The 13,711-nt window shown below is 42.1% G+C and carries 14 protein-coding genes; all 14 read left to right on the top strand.

What is annotated here, in order from left to right; all coding sequences use genetic code 11:
• Positions 1 to 116 precede the first annotated feature (116 nt).
• The 14 genes from ACESTD_RS17980 (at position 117) to ACESTD_RS17915 (ending at position 13,535) form a co-directional block, all read left to right on the top strand.
• Positions 117 to 1,154 (top strand): acyltransferase family protein, encoded by a 1,038-nt coding sequence (locus ACESTD_RS17980; protein WP_373159074.1) that lies wholly within the window; start codon positions 117 to 119, stop codon positions 1,152 to 1,154.
• Between the two features lie 138 nt (positions 1,155 to 1,292).
• Positions 1,293 to 1,658 (top strand): HNH endonuclease, encoded by a 366-nt coding sequence (locus ACESTD_RS17975; protein WP_098032082.1) that lies wholly within the window; start codon positions 1,293 to 1,295, stop codon positions 1,656 to 1,658.
• Between the two features lie 25 nt (positions 1,659 to 1,683).
• On the top strand, positions 1,684 to 2,874 hold the full coding sequence (locus tag ACESTD_RS17970; RefSeq protein WP_098032083.1) for an AAA family ATPase: 1,191 nt from the start codon (positions 1,684 to 1,686) through the stop codon (positions 2,872 to 2,874).
• Positions 2,871 to 3,758, top strand: a complete 888-nt coding sequence (locus ACESTD_RS17965) for a DUF4435 domain-containing protein (protein ID WP_098032084.1) — start codon at positions 2,871 to 2,873, stop codon at positions 3,756 to 3,758. Before ACESTD_RS17970 ends, ACESTD_RS17965 begins: the two co-directional genes overlap by 4 nt.
• 73 nt (positions 3,759 to 3,831) lie before the next feature.
• A complete protein-coding gene (locus tag ACESTD_RS17960; protein ID WP_098032085.1) occupies positions 3,832 to 5,145 on the top strand; it encodes a UDP-glucose/GDP-mannose dehydrogenase family protein in 1,314 nt (437 codons plus the stop codon).
• Positions 5,146 to 6,315: a glycosyltransferase family 4 protein gene (locus tag ACESTD_RS17955; RefSeq protein WP_098032086.1), complete on the top strand. Its 1,170-nt coding sequence runs from the start codon at positions 5,146 to 5,148 to the stop codon at positions 6,313 to 6,315.
• Positions 6,316 to 6,465: 150 nt separating this feature from the next.
• The gene (locus tag ACESTD_RS17950; RefSeq protein WP_373159073.1) at positions 6,466 to 7,449 is read left to right on the top strand and encodes a glycosyltransferase family 4 protein; all 984 of its coding nucleotides are present in this window, start codon (positions 6,466 to 6,468) and stop codon (positions 7,447 to 7,449) included.
• Positions 7,416 to 7,697 carry a hypothetical protein gene (locus ACESTD_RS17945; RefSeq protein ID WP_373159072.1) on the top strand — a complete coding sequence of 94 codons (282 nt, stop codon included), beginning with the start codon at positions 7,416 to 7,418 and terminating at the stop codon, positions 7,695 to 7,697. Before ACESTD_RS17950 ends, ACESTD_RS17945 begins: the two co-directional genes overlap by 34 nt.
• A 21-nt stretch (positions 7,698 to 7,718) precedes the next feature.
• Complete coding sequence (locus tag ACESTD_RS17940) at positions 7,719 to 8,036, top strand: hypothetical protein (protein ID WP_098032088.1); 318 nt, start codon at positions 7,719 to 7,721, stop codon at positions 8,034 to 8,036.
• Positions 8,037 to 8,236: 200 nt separating this feature from the next.
• Positions 8,237 to 9,538 (top strand): AAA family ATPase, encoded by a 1,302-nt coding sequence (locus ACESTD_RS17935; protein ID WP_373159071.1) that lies wholly within the window; start codon positions 8,237 to 8,239, stop codon positions 9,536 to 9,538.
• Positions 9,535 to 10,152, top strand: a complete 618-nt coding sequence (locus tag ACESTD_RS17930; RefSeq protein ID WP_195288701.1) for a hypothetical protein — start codon at positions 9,535 to 9,537, stop codon at positions 10,150 to 10,152. The genes ACESTD_RS17935 and ACESTD_RS17930 overlap by 4 nt, the downstream gene beginning before the upstream one ends.
• Positions 10,153 to 10,243: 91 nt before the next feature.
• A complete protein-coding gene (locus ACESTD_RS17925; protein WP_098032091.1) occupies positions 10,244 to 11,416 on the top strand; it encodes a glycosyltransferase in 1,173 nt (390 codons plus the stop codon).
• Between the two features lie 20 nt (positions 11,417 to 11,436).
• Positions 11,437 to 12,441 (top strand): radical SAM protein, encoded by a 1,005-nt coding sequence (locus tag ACESTD_RS17920; RefSeq protein ID WP_373159070.1) that lies wholly within the window; start codon positions 11,437 to 11,439, stop codon positions 12,439 to 12,441.
• An 11-nt stretch (positions 12,442 to 12,452) separates the two neighbouring features.
• Positions 12,453 to 13,535 (top strand): glycosyltransferase family 4 protein, encoded by a 1,083-nt coding sequence (locus ACESTD_RS17915; RefSeq protein ID WP_098032093.1) that lies wholly within the window; start codon positions 12,453 to 12,455, stop codon positions 13,533 to 13,535.
• Positions 13,536 to 13,711: the final 176 nt, after the last annotated feature.

Below are 13,711 nucleotides of genomic sequence, written 5' to 3'. Positions count from 1 at the left end.
TAATTAACTTTGCAAAACCTATCGGGTGGTACACGTTTCAAATGCTACCCGGGTCCCTTTTCAAGTGTTAGCTACATATACATCAAACGAAAAATCACAGCTATTAATTAAAGCCTATGACAACTCGTAAAGATATTTATCATAGAATAGAATGGATTGACCAATGTAAAGCCTACGCCATCTTCGCCATGGTGTTTGCTCATTGTGGAGGCAGGATGGTGAATGCCGATGCGCAAACTGACCACTGGATTCATCTATGGCACATGCCACTGTTCTTTATCGTCAGTGGTATGGTGCTGAACGAAAAGAAGTGGATGGGGTGGAGCAACTATGGTCGCTTCGTGAAGAGCAGGCTGAAGACCCTGATTCTCCCCTTCTTATTTTGGGGAACAGTGTGCAATGTATGGATTTATCTAATTCTCAATTATTTACACATGGGGGGGGGTAAATCCGCAGATTTAGGCCTGATGCTTGAAAAATATTACAATTTCCACGTAACGACCATCAGCGCCACGGGATGGTTTCTACCGGCCATATTCTTGACAGAACTGCTGTTTGTAGCAATGGCCAATGTAATAGGTGCCGGCAAGCGCACGACAATCTTCTATCTTGCATTGGTAGCAGCGGGACTTTTCTTCCTCGACTTCGACCGAACCCCACTGCTGTTCTCGCTCGACGTGGTGCCTTTCACTATAGCTTTCTTTGCATTCGGCTTTCTCTTCAAGCAACAGCTGACTGCAAACAAGCGTTTATCCCCTATCACGGTGATTGCACTGGCGGCAGCAGTGGCGGCTTGCTACTGGCTACCGGTGGAAGCCAACATCCGCGTGTGCCATTACAGCCCACGGTATATAGCATGGTTGGTCTGCCTGCTGGTGAGCTTCGCCTTGATTTACATCATAAAGAACAGCGAAGCCCTCATAAAACACTTTCCGGGTTATAAATGGATAGGTGAAACGGGCAAAAACACGCTGGTCATCTACCTGTTGCATGGAGAGATTCTCCGTGTATTACCCTTTGGAAGCATCGCAATAAACAGCCCACTTGCAACAACCGCCTGCCAACTGATGGTTACGGCAGGAGTAGTGGCACTTTGCCTACTGGCTGCACACTTCATCAACCGATTCCTACCGTGGAGTCTCGGAAAATTCTAAGAATAAGAACACAAAACCGATAAATGAATGCGAAATAGAAAAACGTCTTCTTGAAGCACTGTAGAAATAATGCAGGAAATTAGGAAAAGCAAAGTGAAATTCGTTTCTTTGCAAGAAGAATAGTTTCAAAATAACAAAATGGCGTTTACAGAACAAGAAAAACGGGCAGCTTGGAACAAGGCACGCGAAGTGGACGGGTATGATAAGAATATGTTCAGAAAAGACGCGTGCGGCGCATGGATAGCTTGGAGCAAATATGGCGCAAGAGACAATGATTACGGATGGGAAATAGACCACATCTACCCAGTGGAACGTGGTGGAGACAACCATCCGGAAAACTTACGTGCCCTTCACTATCGAAACAATACGAGCAAGGCCGATGATTATCCATCGTATATGGCAGCCGTACAAGCAGATAGCAATAGAAACGTGGTTTACGAGCGCCCGCTGACAGTAAACAAAGCCAAACAAAAGAGGCTATCCGACATTTATCATATAGACTGATAATACATCAAAATCTCAATAGAGTATGCTTCGTTCGTTACATATCATTTCATTATTCGGCATCTATACTTACACCATAGACTTTGCCGACTCTCAAGGCAAAGGTTTGAAATTCATTACCTCCCCAAACGGGTATGGGAAGACAACTCTTTTAAATCTAATTCATGCTTTTTATTCACAAAATTGGAGTTTATTTTTGCAAACCCCTTTCAAGAGTATCACCTATACGCTTGACGAATGTGTTATCCGAATCACCCGACTTCAAAACAATGAAGAGGAAGAGAATTCTGATGAAGAACCGGGCTATGACAAATACATGGAAGTAACCATTCTTTCGGCAGACGGACAATCCCCCATCGAAAGTATCAGATATGACTTGGAGAAAGAAACGAAAGAACAAGAAAGGCACAAGCAAGCAAGCAACTCTTTATTACAAATGTATTCGAACATACAGCCGTGCTACTTCATCCATGACAACCGCTTGCATAAAACAAACACTCCTCTCTTAATAACCGAAGCGAACTCCAAAGAGCAAACTTCGATTACAGCTGATGCAGAAGACTTAACAGTCAAATTGGCTGAAACAAGAAACGGGATTTCGCAAATGACCACGGATTTGGAATTCACTGTCTCCATAAGCCGTGAAGAGTATCAAAGTGCCACGAAAGAGCTAGCTGAGTTCAATGCCCTATTAATGAAATACGGGCTAATGGAAAAAAACCTTATCACGGATTACCGAGAAGACAACGCCTTGTACTTAGGTGCCTTGATTAAGGCTCTTCGCGCAGCCCAAAAAAAATATGGTTCTTTTGTCCAAAAGTTAGCACTGTTTGAGAGAATTATCATCCGAAGCGAATTAGCATATAAACAGATGGAAATCCATCCACGCTATGGTTATCGGTTCATTGCCGAAAACAAGGAGCGAACCATTTTACGCTCAGATACCTTGTCCTCGGGCGAACAGCATCTGATAATCATGACCTATGAACTATTGTTTAAAGCTCCGGAAGAGTCGCTGATACTGCTTGATGAACCTGAACTTTCGTTTCATTTCCTTTGGCAATCCAATTTTCTGAATAACCTGCAAGACATTCGCGAACTGCGCCCTCGACTGCAATGGATAATCTGTACCCACTCTCCACAGATATTCGGAAGAAAATGGGATTTGTCTGTAGACCTCTATGAACTGCAACAGCACAAAGATTCAGTAGAATGAACACTTTACAAAATTCTATATCCGATACCGGCACCGCCTATACCGTTGACACCATATTGATGCAACAGAGGACACCAGCGGCAGCCACACATACATGGATAGTGGCAGAAGATATAGATGACGTGCGAGTGTATGAAAAACATACGGACAGAAACAAAGTCAGCGTACTTCCGTCAACCGATTATCCGGCTGGTGACAAAGGATGCGAACACGTGGAGAACATTGTAAGCCTCGTCTTGACTTCATATCCCAACGCTCATGTATTGGGTATTCGAGATTGTGACTACACACGATACGAAATACCGGAACACATCCATCCTGCGAATATCCTTGCGACAGACGAACGTGATGTGGAAATGATGTTATTCAATGCACCTTCCGTCCGGAATTCTCTGATGGATTGGTCAGAAAAGTTACTCCCGAATCTGAATTTGGCTATTTCCCATACCCGGTTTATGGGTTATCTTAGGATATGCAACCATGTCTGCAAATTGGGATGTAAATTCAAGAAAAAAGTAAAACTATCCGGGACATGGGATGACAATACGCATCGTTTTTCTGAAGACTGGCAAGAGACTCTGCTGCAAAGATTCATGAGTAATTGTGGCAACGAGGAACCGATGCTATACATCACAAGCAAAGAAGACCTCAATGATTTTATCAATGGCTGGGAACTAGAAAAAGAACCTTGGGGAAATATTTGCCAAGGGCACGACACCGTCTGGACTCTTTCTGTCCTGATGAAAAAAAACAGCATCTTCAGCGAAACAAGCATCATGAAACGCATGACCGAAAGTTATTCCACAGAGGATTTTAAAAGAACCCAACTCTATTCCAATATAGAATCATGGGCTGTATTGAAAGGAGTCGGCATCCTAAAATAGTCATTTGATTTCTGCAAGTTGTTTAACGCAGAAAATCAGATTGTTTTGCAAAATTTTCAAATCAATATCACATATGAATGTAGCAATTGTTGGCACCGGTTACGTCGGCCTGGTGTCCGGTACCTGTTTCGCGGAAATGGGAGCGCACGTCACTTGCGTGGACGTGGATAAAACAAAAATAGAATCATTGCAGAACGGTCAAATACCTATTTATGAGCCGGGGCTGGACGAAATGGTAGCCCGCAACCATCACGAAGGGAGACTGAACTTCTGCACCGACCTGACTTCCTGCCTGGACGAGGCAGACATCGTGTTCAGTGCCGTGGGGACACCGCCCGACGAGGACGGAAGTGCGGATTTAAAGTATGTACTTGCCGTAGCTGAAAAATTTGGTCGTAACATCCGGAAATATACCATCCTCGTAACCAAATCGACCGTTCCGGTAGGTACGGCAAAAAAGGTGAAAGCCGTTATCGAGGAAGAGTTGAAAAAACGGGGAGAGAATATTCCGTTTGACGTAGCAAGTAACCCGGAGTTCTTAAAAGAAGGCTCGGCCATCAAAGACTTCATGTCTCCCGACCGCGTAGTGGTGGGAGTGGAATCGGAGAAAGCCAAAGATGTGTTAAGCAAACTCTACCGCCCGTTTCTACTGAACAATTTCAGGGTGATTTTTACTGATATACCCAGTGCGGAAATGATAAAATACGCAGCCAACTCCATGCTTGCCACCCGCATCAGCTTTATGAACGACATCGCCAACTTATGCGAACGAGTAGGCGCCGATGTAAACATGGTGCGCAAAGGTATCGGTTCGGACAGTCGAATAGGCAACAAGTTTCTCTATCCCGGATGCGGCTACGGGGGCAGCTGTTTTCCAAAAGACGTGAAGGCCCTGATTAAGACTGCGGAGCAAAACGGGTATTCTATGCAAGTGCTGGAAGCTGTGGAGAAAGTGAACGGACTACAGAAAGAAATTCTCTTCAACAAACTGGACAAACACTACAACGGTGAACTGAAAGGTAAGACTGTAGCCATCTGGGGATTGGCTTTTAAACCGGAAACTGATGACATGCGCGAAGCGACCGCACTAATCACCATACAACAACTGATTGAAGCAGGATGCAGGATAAAAGTATTCGACCCTGTAGCAATGGACGAGTGCCGGCGGCGCATAGGCGAGCGAGTGACGTATGCCACCGACATGTATGATGCCGTATTGGATGCAGATGCCTTATTGCTATTGACGGAATGGAAACAGTTCCGCCTGCCCAGCTGGGGCGTGATAGCCAAAAGCATGAAGACTCCTTTGGTAATAGACGGGCGAAATATCTACGATGCCGAGGAGATGAGAGTACACGGATTTGAATACTATTGCATCGGTAGATAAATGATGAAAAAACAAATACACTTGGTAATTGTACGCTCAGGCGGCAGCATCATCAATTTCAGCTCTTACAACTGCCAGGAACTGGGTTTGGCAAAAGCATTGAGTAAAAAAGGCTGGAAAGTAAGCATCATACTGGCCGGGCACACTTATCGTGAAGAACGAATAGAAATAATGGGGGGCAAAGAGGTAACCGTCTACTCCATGACCTTCAAGGCACTAAACCAGCAACTGGCACAATTTGAAGGTATGGAAAGATTGCTGGAAAAGCTGCATCCCGACTTGATACAGATTCATGAATTCGGCATGTGGATGTCGTTCACCGTAACGCGATGGGCACAAAAGCACCAAGTAAAGACCTGCTTGATTCAAGGCAGCTATCGCCCCACACAAAAACCGATATTCAAGCAACTTGAACTGCTGTTCAACGCTACTTTTGGGAAATATGTACTGAACCGCGTTCAAGGCATAGGATATAAATCTCCGCAAGCTGAAAAGTATATCCGCCAATACACCGGCAAGAAATGCCTACCTACCTATATAGGACTGGATGAAGAGCGTTTTTACCACACAGAAAGCAAAGAGTGGAGAAAAATGCCGGAAACAGAAAACAAGCACCTATTACTTTATGTCGGTACTTTGGAGAGCAGACGAAATCCTCTTTTTCTGCTCGACGTGATGGAACGCCTGCCCGACAACTATCTTCTGATGATTGCAGGCGATGGTATCCTAAAAGAAAAATTAAAAAAAGACATCCAAGACAGAAATTTGGAACAAAAATGTGTCATACTCGGCAAGCTAAGACAAGAGGAACTTCCTGCGCTCTACAAAGCGTCTGATTTATTTCTGTTGGCTTCGGACTACGAAATATACGGCATGGTGATTCTTGAAGCGATGTACTTTGGCACACCGGTCATCAGTACTCTAACAGCAGGTGCTGAAGTCCTGATTACATCCGGAGAAGACGGAATGATTATCCCAAACAAAAAAGCCGACACATGGAGCCACGTCATTGCAGAACTCTGTAACGACACAACAAAGTTGACAGCCATGAGCAGCCGCGCTTCCAAAAAAATAACGGATGAACTGGTTTGGGACAAAGCGTCCGAAAGGTTTATTGAACTCTATAATAATATAACAGAAATGAAAACAAAAGGCTTCTACCCCCATTGATATTTGTTAATGATACATATCCCGATCACTGGCTTTCTTGGTGAATACGCGCAAAGACAGAAGCTGTCGAACTTCCATCAGGCACAATGCTGATTGGCGAATATGATAGATACAAATAATGAGAACAAACTAATATACAAAAGCACAATTATGAAACAAAAAAAAATACTGCTGGTGACTTATGACATTTCTCCTTATAAGGGCAGCGAAGCATCGGTCAGCTGGAACTATGTGTTCAGCATGCAACACTATCACAAGCTGACAGTGCTCTATGGCAAAGGAAAAGAAGACATAGAACATTACTTGCAAACCAATAGTATGAAAAATGTGACATTCTACAACCTTTCACCACTGCCTACTACAGGAAACAAACTGGCACACCATATCAGCTACAACCTAAACTACATGAAATGGCAGAAAAACGCATACCATCAAGTTAAGAAATGGCTAAAGGACGGAAGAATAGACATTGTGCATTACCTGAATCCTATCGGATTCAAAGAACCAGGCTTCCTATGGAAACTTCCCATACCCTATATATGGGGACCTTTACAAGCAGTGGAAAACCTCCCTCTTTCCCTTTTCCCGGCATTAAGCTTTAAGGAAAAAATCAATGTGCTATTTAGGAGAATTGTCCATAACGGGGCTTTTGTTCTGTTACCTCGCGTCCGCCAAGCCATGCACCGGGCGGATTATCTGTTTGCAGCCACACCAAACACTGTACGGATGATAAAGAAATTCTACGGTCGGAAAAGCTTTTATCTCCCCGAAAACGGCATCTTACAGATGAACCGCACGCAGCCCATTGAACGCCAAAAGGAAGAGATATTGCAAATAGTCTGGATTGGCGCCCTCTGCCCGCGCAAGGCACTCATCATCCTACTGGATACACTGAGCCACACACGCAGCCGCCAATGGCATTTGGATGTCATAGGGGAGGGTAATTTATTTAAACAACTAAAAGAGAAATCCGAGCAACTGGGTATTGACTGTCACATCACATGGCATGGAAGTATCCCTCGCACAGAAGTATTGCAACTGATGAAAACAGCACATCTGCATGTCATCTCATCGCTGGGCGAAGGCAATCCCACTGTACTTTGGGAAGCTATGTCGTGGGCAGGCCTACCATGACTCTGGACCACTGCGGCATGGTAGGCGTGGTGTGCGAGAAATGTGGCATTAAAATTCCCATACATTCATACAAACAGGTAGTAACAGATATGGCCGAACATATAGACCATCTGATAGAGCAGCCTGAGATAATCGGTCAATTGTCACAAGGAGTTATAGAGTGTTCGGAAAAATTCATGTGGAGCAACCGGATAAAAATATTCAATGAGGTATATGAAAGAATCTGCAACAAATATTCTATTCATTAATAAAAAACAACATTATCAGATATGGAACAATCAGAAGAACTAAAAGAGTTAAAAGACGCATTGGAGATATTAGAGTATCATTATTCAGAATATAAGGAATACAAGTCCAAGTCCAAACGTGGTAGGTCGAAAGACAGAGAATATGCACTGTCTGAAATGATGGCACATGCAAAGTTCTTGCAGAATTGCCTGTCAACCCCCACCATATTTCCCCTTATTGCAAACGGCAGTCCATTCCAACTTGAAAGCTTTTGGAAATTCGCCGACAGTGATATGCCGGAGTACTTAGAAAAAATAAAGAGACGAATAGAGGAGCTTGAAAAACAATTCCCAGTTTGAGCTTGTTGTTGTCAGAAAAAGATGTATTTTTGTAAAGGATTCCATCAATTGCAACAATATGCAATCACATAATTTCAACTTTGAAGAAGAAAAGGCCGAGCCGTAAAATTTAAAAAAACAAGAATAACACCGCCTATTAACCGTTTTTTATTACTAAATTCGCAAAAAAGAATAAGAACGGAACCCAAACAAATAACAGTATGGCACAATTAATCATCAAGAATATAGGCCCCATTAAGGATGTAGATATTACACTGAATAAAGTGAATGTCATCATCGGACCGCAAAGCTCCGGCAAAAGCACCATCAATAAAATTGCCTGCTACTGCACTTGGGTGGAAAAGAAGGTATCCCTTGACCAAAGCTTTGACTTCTTCCTCACAGGAACCAATTTCTTGGATAGACTTGTGGAATTCCATAAGATGAAAGGGTATTTCCGACAAGAATCGTACATCGAATTCAGTTCAGAAGTGATTAAGATTACCTATGCTTATCAGGCTGATGCCATTCCCACATTCGAGTGGGTTAATCAATACGGCTATCAACGTACCAAAATTTCATATATACCCGCCGAACGTAATGTGGTATCGCTCATTGCCGGATGGGAAGAGGTAAAATTGCCCAACAACAACATTTTCAATTTCATGATGGACTGGAACATGGCTCGCAAGGCGTACACACCTGCCCACAGTCTGCTCATCGACTATATCAAGGGTAATTATTACTATGATGAGGAAGCCGAAACGGACTTTTTGCAAATGGAAAACGGAGACAAAATCCAACTGACGAATGCTTCGAGCGGACAGCAATCAATGATTCCGTTGTATCTGCTGATACGCTACTTCACCCAATCCATCTATGAGAAAAAGGAAGATACCAATGTAAAAAATAAGGAGAGAGAAGTTAATCTGATTCAACAACTGTTTTTACATGCCTTTCAGAGCATAAAAAACAACACCTCCATCTTGAAGGAAAACGAAAGAATACAGGATTTTATAGAAACCAACTTGTTCAACGACAATAGCAGCAACAGTGAACTCACCGAAAAAGGCGCACGGTTCTTGGATTCATTGTCGAAAAGTTTTTCTAATTTCATCGACACCAAATTCACAAGTCTATTTATTGAGGAACCCGAACTGAACTTGTTTCCCTCCACCCAACGCCAATTGTTTTATTTCATTCTTCAAGCCATACAAAAAGGCGGTCATAGGCTCTTCGTCACCACACATAGCCCATATATACTCTACGCACTCAACAATTGCATGATGGGGGCGCTGGTGAAAGATGAAATGCCTGAAGAGATGGCGCAAACCTTGGAAAGCTGTCAAGCATGGATAGCACCCGAATTGGTGTCTGCCTGGCAGATTGAAAATGGACAGCTGGTATCTATACAAGAGGAACAAACACGTAACATCGGCAAGCACTATTTCAACCGCATCATGAACGATACTCTGGATGAATACTACACGATGCTGAACTTCTTCAACCCCCAAAAGAAATGAAAGAGAGAATCGTCCGTACATTTCGCCGGGTATACAATCGCCATTCTTTCATTGAAACAGATGGTCTGAAACTTTATGTGGTGGATAGAGCAGAGAGCGAAGATGGTGAGGTAGAAATAATGGACAAGGAAGATGATAGCATAAAAGCTGTGTGTTTGGAAAATGAAAACAACATAGAGGTGTTTTTTGATGGATTTAAAAAAAATGCACTACCCATTACAAACAAGCTGTATTCCAAACAGTGTGAATGTGCCATTTTACCTCGCGAAGCTGATACAGAGGAGTGGTTGCTGTTTATCGAAACAAAATATGCGACAGACTTGGCAAGAGCTCAAAAAGCAGAAGCTGATTATCCCAATAGGATGGTTGAGCAAATTAAAGCAACAGTGCAATATTTTCGTTCCAAGGGCATTATTGACCCAGAAAAAGTAGTGCATGCCATTATCTCTTTTCCTAATTTAGTGAATGAATTCAATTCATGGGTCTTTCCACTGATTCACAAAGACGGCACAGAAGAATCCGTTTTGGATATTCGCTTGAATGACAAGATTATTATCCGCGCCACTAATCATGCAAAGATTGTAAACGAAAAAACACTTCTCTTGTTATCCTAAAAATCTATTAGAAACTTTCTGTAAAAATACGCACATTTATCATCATGAGGAGAAATCAAAATCCTCATGACACTTTATCATATTGTTCAAAATGAAAATCTTACTTGCAAACAAGTTCTACTACAGACGTGGTGGAGACTGTGTGTGTACCATCAACCTGGAAGAGTTGCTGAAGTCACACGGGCATGAAGTGGCGATATTCGCCATGCAGCACCCCGATACGCTCCCTACTCCATGGAGCTGGTATTTCCCCAGTGAAGTGAAGTTTAAACCCGGCCCGGGAATGATTGAAGCCTTCCTGCGACCATTCGGTACAAGGGAAGTAAAGAATAAATTCAATGCACTGCTGGATGATTTCCAACCTGACGTGGTACACCTCAATAATATTCACTCGCAACTGTCACCGTTGATAGCCGAACTGGCACACCAAAGAGGCATCAAAGTCGTATGGACTCTGCACGACTACAAGCTGCTATGCCCACGCTACGACTGCCTGCGCGACGGGAAGAAAGCCTGTGAAGAATGCTTCACAAACAAGCATAAAGTACTGGAATACAAATGCATGAAAGGTTCGGCCGTAGCCAGTCTGCTCGCCTACAAAGAAGCCATGAAATGGAACAGGGAACGGATAGAAAAATGCACGGACATTTATCTTTGTCCCAGCCGATTCATGGCAAACAAGATGACAGAAGGAGGATTCTCTCCCGATAAGATACACAAGCTGTGCAATTTTATCGATGTGGAGAAATGCCGGAAAGACTCATACTCCAAAGAAGATTACTATTGCTTTATCGGAAGATTGTCTCACGAAAAAGGTATAAAAACACTGATAGAATCAGCCAATAGCCTTCCATACAAATTAGTGATTATAGGTGGCGGCCCTCTGGAAGAGGAAGCAAAAGCACAAGCCGGAAACAAGGTGGAATTTGTAGGGTTCAAACAGTGGGAACAAATAAAGGAAATAGTGGGTAAAGCGCGATTCAGCGTAATTCCATCAGAATGTTATGAAAACAATCCGCTATCCGTGATTGAAGCCCAATGCTTGGGAACTCCTGTGCTGGGTGCACGAATCGGAGGTATTCCGGAACTGATTGAAGAAGGTGTAAGTGGCATGACATTTGAAAGTCGCAATGTGAAGGACTTGAAAGAGAAGATAGAGAGCATGTTTGCTACTTCGTTCGACTACAGAGTAATCGCAGAATCCTCGCAAAGACGATATAATGCAGAAAATTACTATAACCAAATAGTAGAAATATATAAATAAAATTATCAATAAAACAAATTATGAGAACAGTAGTACAAGGAAGTCTGATTACAACTTTTCGTTGTAATGCAAAATGTAACATGTGCAACATCTGGAAAAACCAAACCAAACCGGAAGAGGAAATAGATTATCATTATTATGAAAAGCTTCCAAAAGGATTACGCATAAACATAACCGGTGGGGAATCGACCATCCGCAAAGATATTGACGAGATTTTTAGAGTGTTATATCCTAAAGTTTCTTTATTGGAACTCAGTACAAATGGATTCAATACCGATACAATTGTAAGATTGGCAAACAAATACCCCAATATACTTATTCGTGTCAGTCTTGAAGGTCTGCCACAACTGAATGATAGTAAAAGAGGTACAGTAAATGGTTTCGACCACGCATTGAGGACTATGCTGGAGCTAAAAAAAACCAAATGTAAAAATATAGGCTTCTCGGTAGTCATTTCTCCCGATAACTATAAAGATTTGCTTTATTTGTATGACCTATGCGTAGCCCTTGACGTAGAATTAGGTAATTCGGTTGTACATAACTCATGGTATTTCCATAAGGATGACAACCTGCTGACCAGCCAGAATGCTCTTACTGAACATGAAAAATTCGTAAAAGCTTTACTGACATCCAAAAGACGAACATTGAAAAGCAGACTGAAAGATTATGGCAGAGCCTATTTCAACAAAAGTATCCATAGAAGATTGAGAGGGGATGAACCGGGCTACAGACCGGAATGCGGAGCATTACATGACTTTTTCTTCATTGACCCGTGGGGAAATGTATCTCCCTGCAACGGTTCTTCTGAAGAATGGATAATAGGAAATATAAAGAATGATTCTTTTGAAAACATCATGAACTCAGACAAAGCCAAAGAGGCAGCACAGAAAGTAAAAGAGTGCAAATGCAATTGCGCTTTCATCGTAACTGAGCGACATGATATGGTACGTAAACCCTGGAAACCGATTTTATGGATTATCAAGAACAAGATAAGAATTGCACAAGGTAAAAACATCTGCTGGTAACACAAAAAGACATGAAAATATATGTTTTAGGAACCAGAGGATTTCCGCAAATACAAGGAGGCGTAGAAAAACACTGCGAATCCTTGTATCCTCTTTTTGACAATGAATTCAAGTTCACCGTATTTCGAAGAAAACCTTATATAAACTCATCACTGACTTACCCAAACATTAAGTTCATTGACCTCCCTTCTACCAAAATAAAAGGATTTGAAGCTGTATTTCATTCTTTTTTAGCCACCATATCAGCGTGCTTTGGAAAAAGCGATGTGGTGCATATTCATAACATTGGTCCCGCACTTTTTGCTCCATTACTCAGATTACTTGGTAAGAAAGTGGTACTTACCTACCACAGTCCCAATTATGAACATGCCAAATGGGGAAAAGTGGCAAAACATATATTGAAATTCAGCGAAAGTATTGCATTGAATTGTTCGCAGGCAATTATTTTTGTAAATAAATTCCAAATGCAAAAATATCCGGCAAAAGTACAAGAGAAATCTGTTTATATTCCTAACGGAATACCCAATGTACAACCGACCTCGAAACATGATTACATTAGTAGTTTAGGATTAACACCCGGAAAGTATGTAATCGGCGTGGGACGTATTACTCCTGAAAAGGGTTTCGATGTATTGATTCAAGCATTCGAGAAACTGAATACCGACTATAAGTTGGTGATAGTTGGTGGTGTGGAGGCAGAATCGGATTACGAAGAAAAACTTAAGAAGTTGATAAAGTCCAACCGGGTGGTCTTTACAGGATATATCTTTGGCGAGAAACTCAACGAAGTGTATAGTCATGCCGGAGTGTATGTGCTTTCTTCGTATAACGAAGGATTCCCGTTGGTATTATTGGAAGCTATGAGTTATCAATTAGATGTACTGGTGAGTGATATTCCAGCCACTCACTTAATAGATTTGAAAGAGTCTGATTATTTCAAACCAGGTGATGTGCATGATTTGGCTTGCCACTTGCAACAAAAATTAGCGCCCCCCCAAAAACGTACATATAACTTGTCGGCTTTCGATTGGGAGAAAATAGCACAACAAGTAATGGAAGTATATAAAGAAGTAAGAATACGAAAAGGGACTTGATTACTCTCTACTTGTGAAAAAAACATCCTAAACTATGCCATTATGGAAGATTTTCAATATACCTTTGCCGTAAAATAAAATAAGAATCCATGTGTAACGAGAGGATGTAAATTAAACTGTGTCAGCAAGGAATAAAGTATTAACTTTGCTAACACAGTTTTTTTTATGAAAGAAGA

Source organism: Bacteroides sp. AR20 (assembly GCF_964250605.1).
Lineage (GTDB): Bacteria > Bacteroidota > Bacteroidia > Bacteroidales > Bacteroidaceae > Bacteroides > Bacteroides uniformis.
Note: the sequence above shows the minus strand (reverse complement) of the source record. Positions and strands in the feature narration are given on the sequence as shown.

What these genes read in the sequence shown, in the direction of transcription:
- ACESTD_RS17920 (WP_373159070.1), top strand. Translation starts at nt 11,437, where the DNA reads ATGAGAACAGTAGTACAAGGAAGTCTGATTACAACTTTTCGTTGTAAT.
- ACESTD_RS17925 (WP_098032091.1), top strand. Translation starts at nt 10,244, where the DNA reads ATGAAAATCTTACTTGCAAACAAGTTCTACTACAGACGTGGTGGAGAC.
- ACESTD_RS17965 (WP_098032084.1), top strand. Translation starts at nt 2,871, where the DNA reads ATGAACACTTTACAAAATTCTATATCCGATACCGGCACCGCCTATACC.
- ACESTD_RS17915 (WP_098032093.1), top strand. Translation starts at nt 12,453, where the DNA reads ATGAAAATATATGTTTTAGGAACCAGAGGATTTCCGCAAATACAAGGA.
- ACESTD_RS17960 (WP_098032085.1), top strand. Translation starts at nt 3,832, where the DNA reads ATGAATGTAGCAATTGTTGGCACCGGTTACGTCGGCCTGGTGTCCGGT.
- ACESTD_RS17940 (WP_098032088.1), top strand. Translation starts at nt 7,719, where the DNA reads ATGGAACAATCAGAAGAACTAAAAGAGTTAAAAGACGCATTGGAGATA.
- ACESTD_RS17955 (WP_098032086.1), top strand. Translation starts at nt 5,146, where the DNA reads ATGATGAAAAAACAAATACACTTGGTAATTGTACGCTCAGGCGGCAGC.
- ACESTD_RS17980 (WP_373159074.1), top strand. Translation starts at nt 117, where the DNA reads ATGACAACTCGTAAAGATATTTATCATAGAATAGAATGGATTGACCAA.
- ACESTD_RS17970 (WP_098032083.1), top strand. Translation starts at nt 1,684, where the DNA reads ATGCTTCGTTCGTTACATATCATTTCATTATTCGGCATCTATACTTAC.
- ACESTD_RS17935 (WP_373159071.1), top strand. Translation starts at nt 8,237, where the DNA reads ATGGCACAATTAATCATCAAGAATATAGGCCCCATTAAGGATGTAGAT.
- ACESTD_RS17930 (WP_195288701.1), top strand. Translation starts at nt 9,535, where the DNA reads ATGAAAGAGAGAATCGTCCGTACATTTCGCCGGGTATACAATCGCCAT.
- ACESTD_RS17975 (WP_098032082.1), top strand. Translation starts at nt 1,293, where the DNA reads ATGGCGTTTACAGAACAAGAAAAACGGGCAGCTTGGAACAAGGCACGC.
- ACESTD_RS17950 (WP_373159073.1), top strand. Translation starts at nt 6,466, where the DNA reads ATGAAACAAAAAAAAATACTGCTGGTGACTTATGACATTTCTCCTTAT.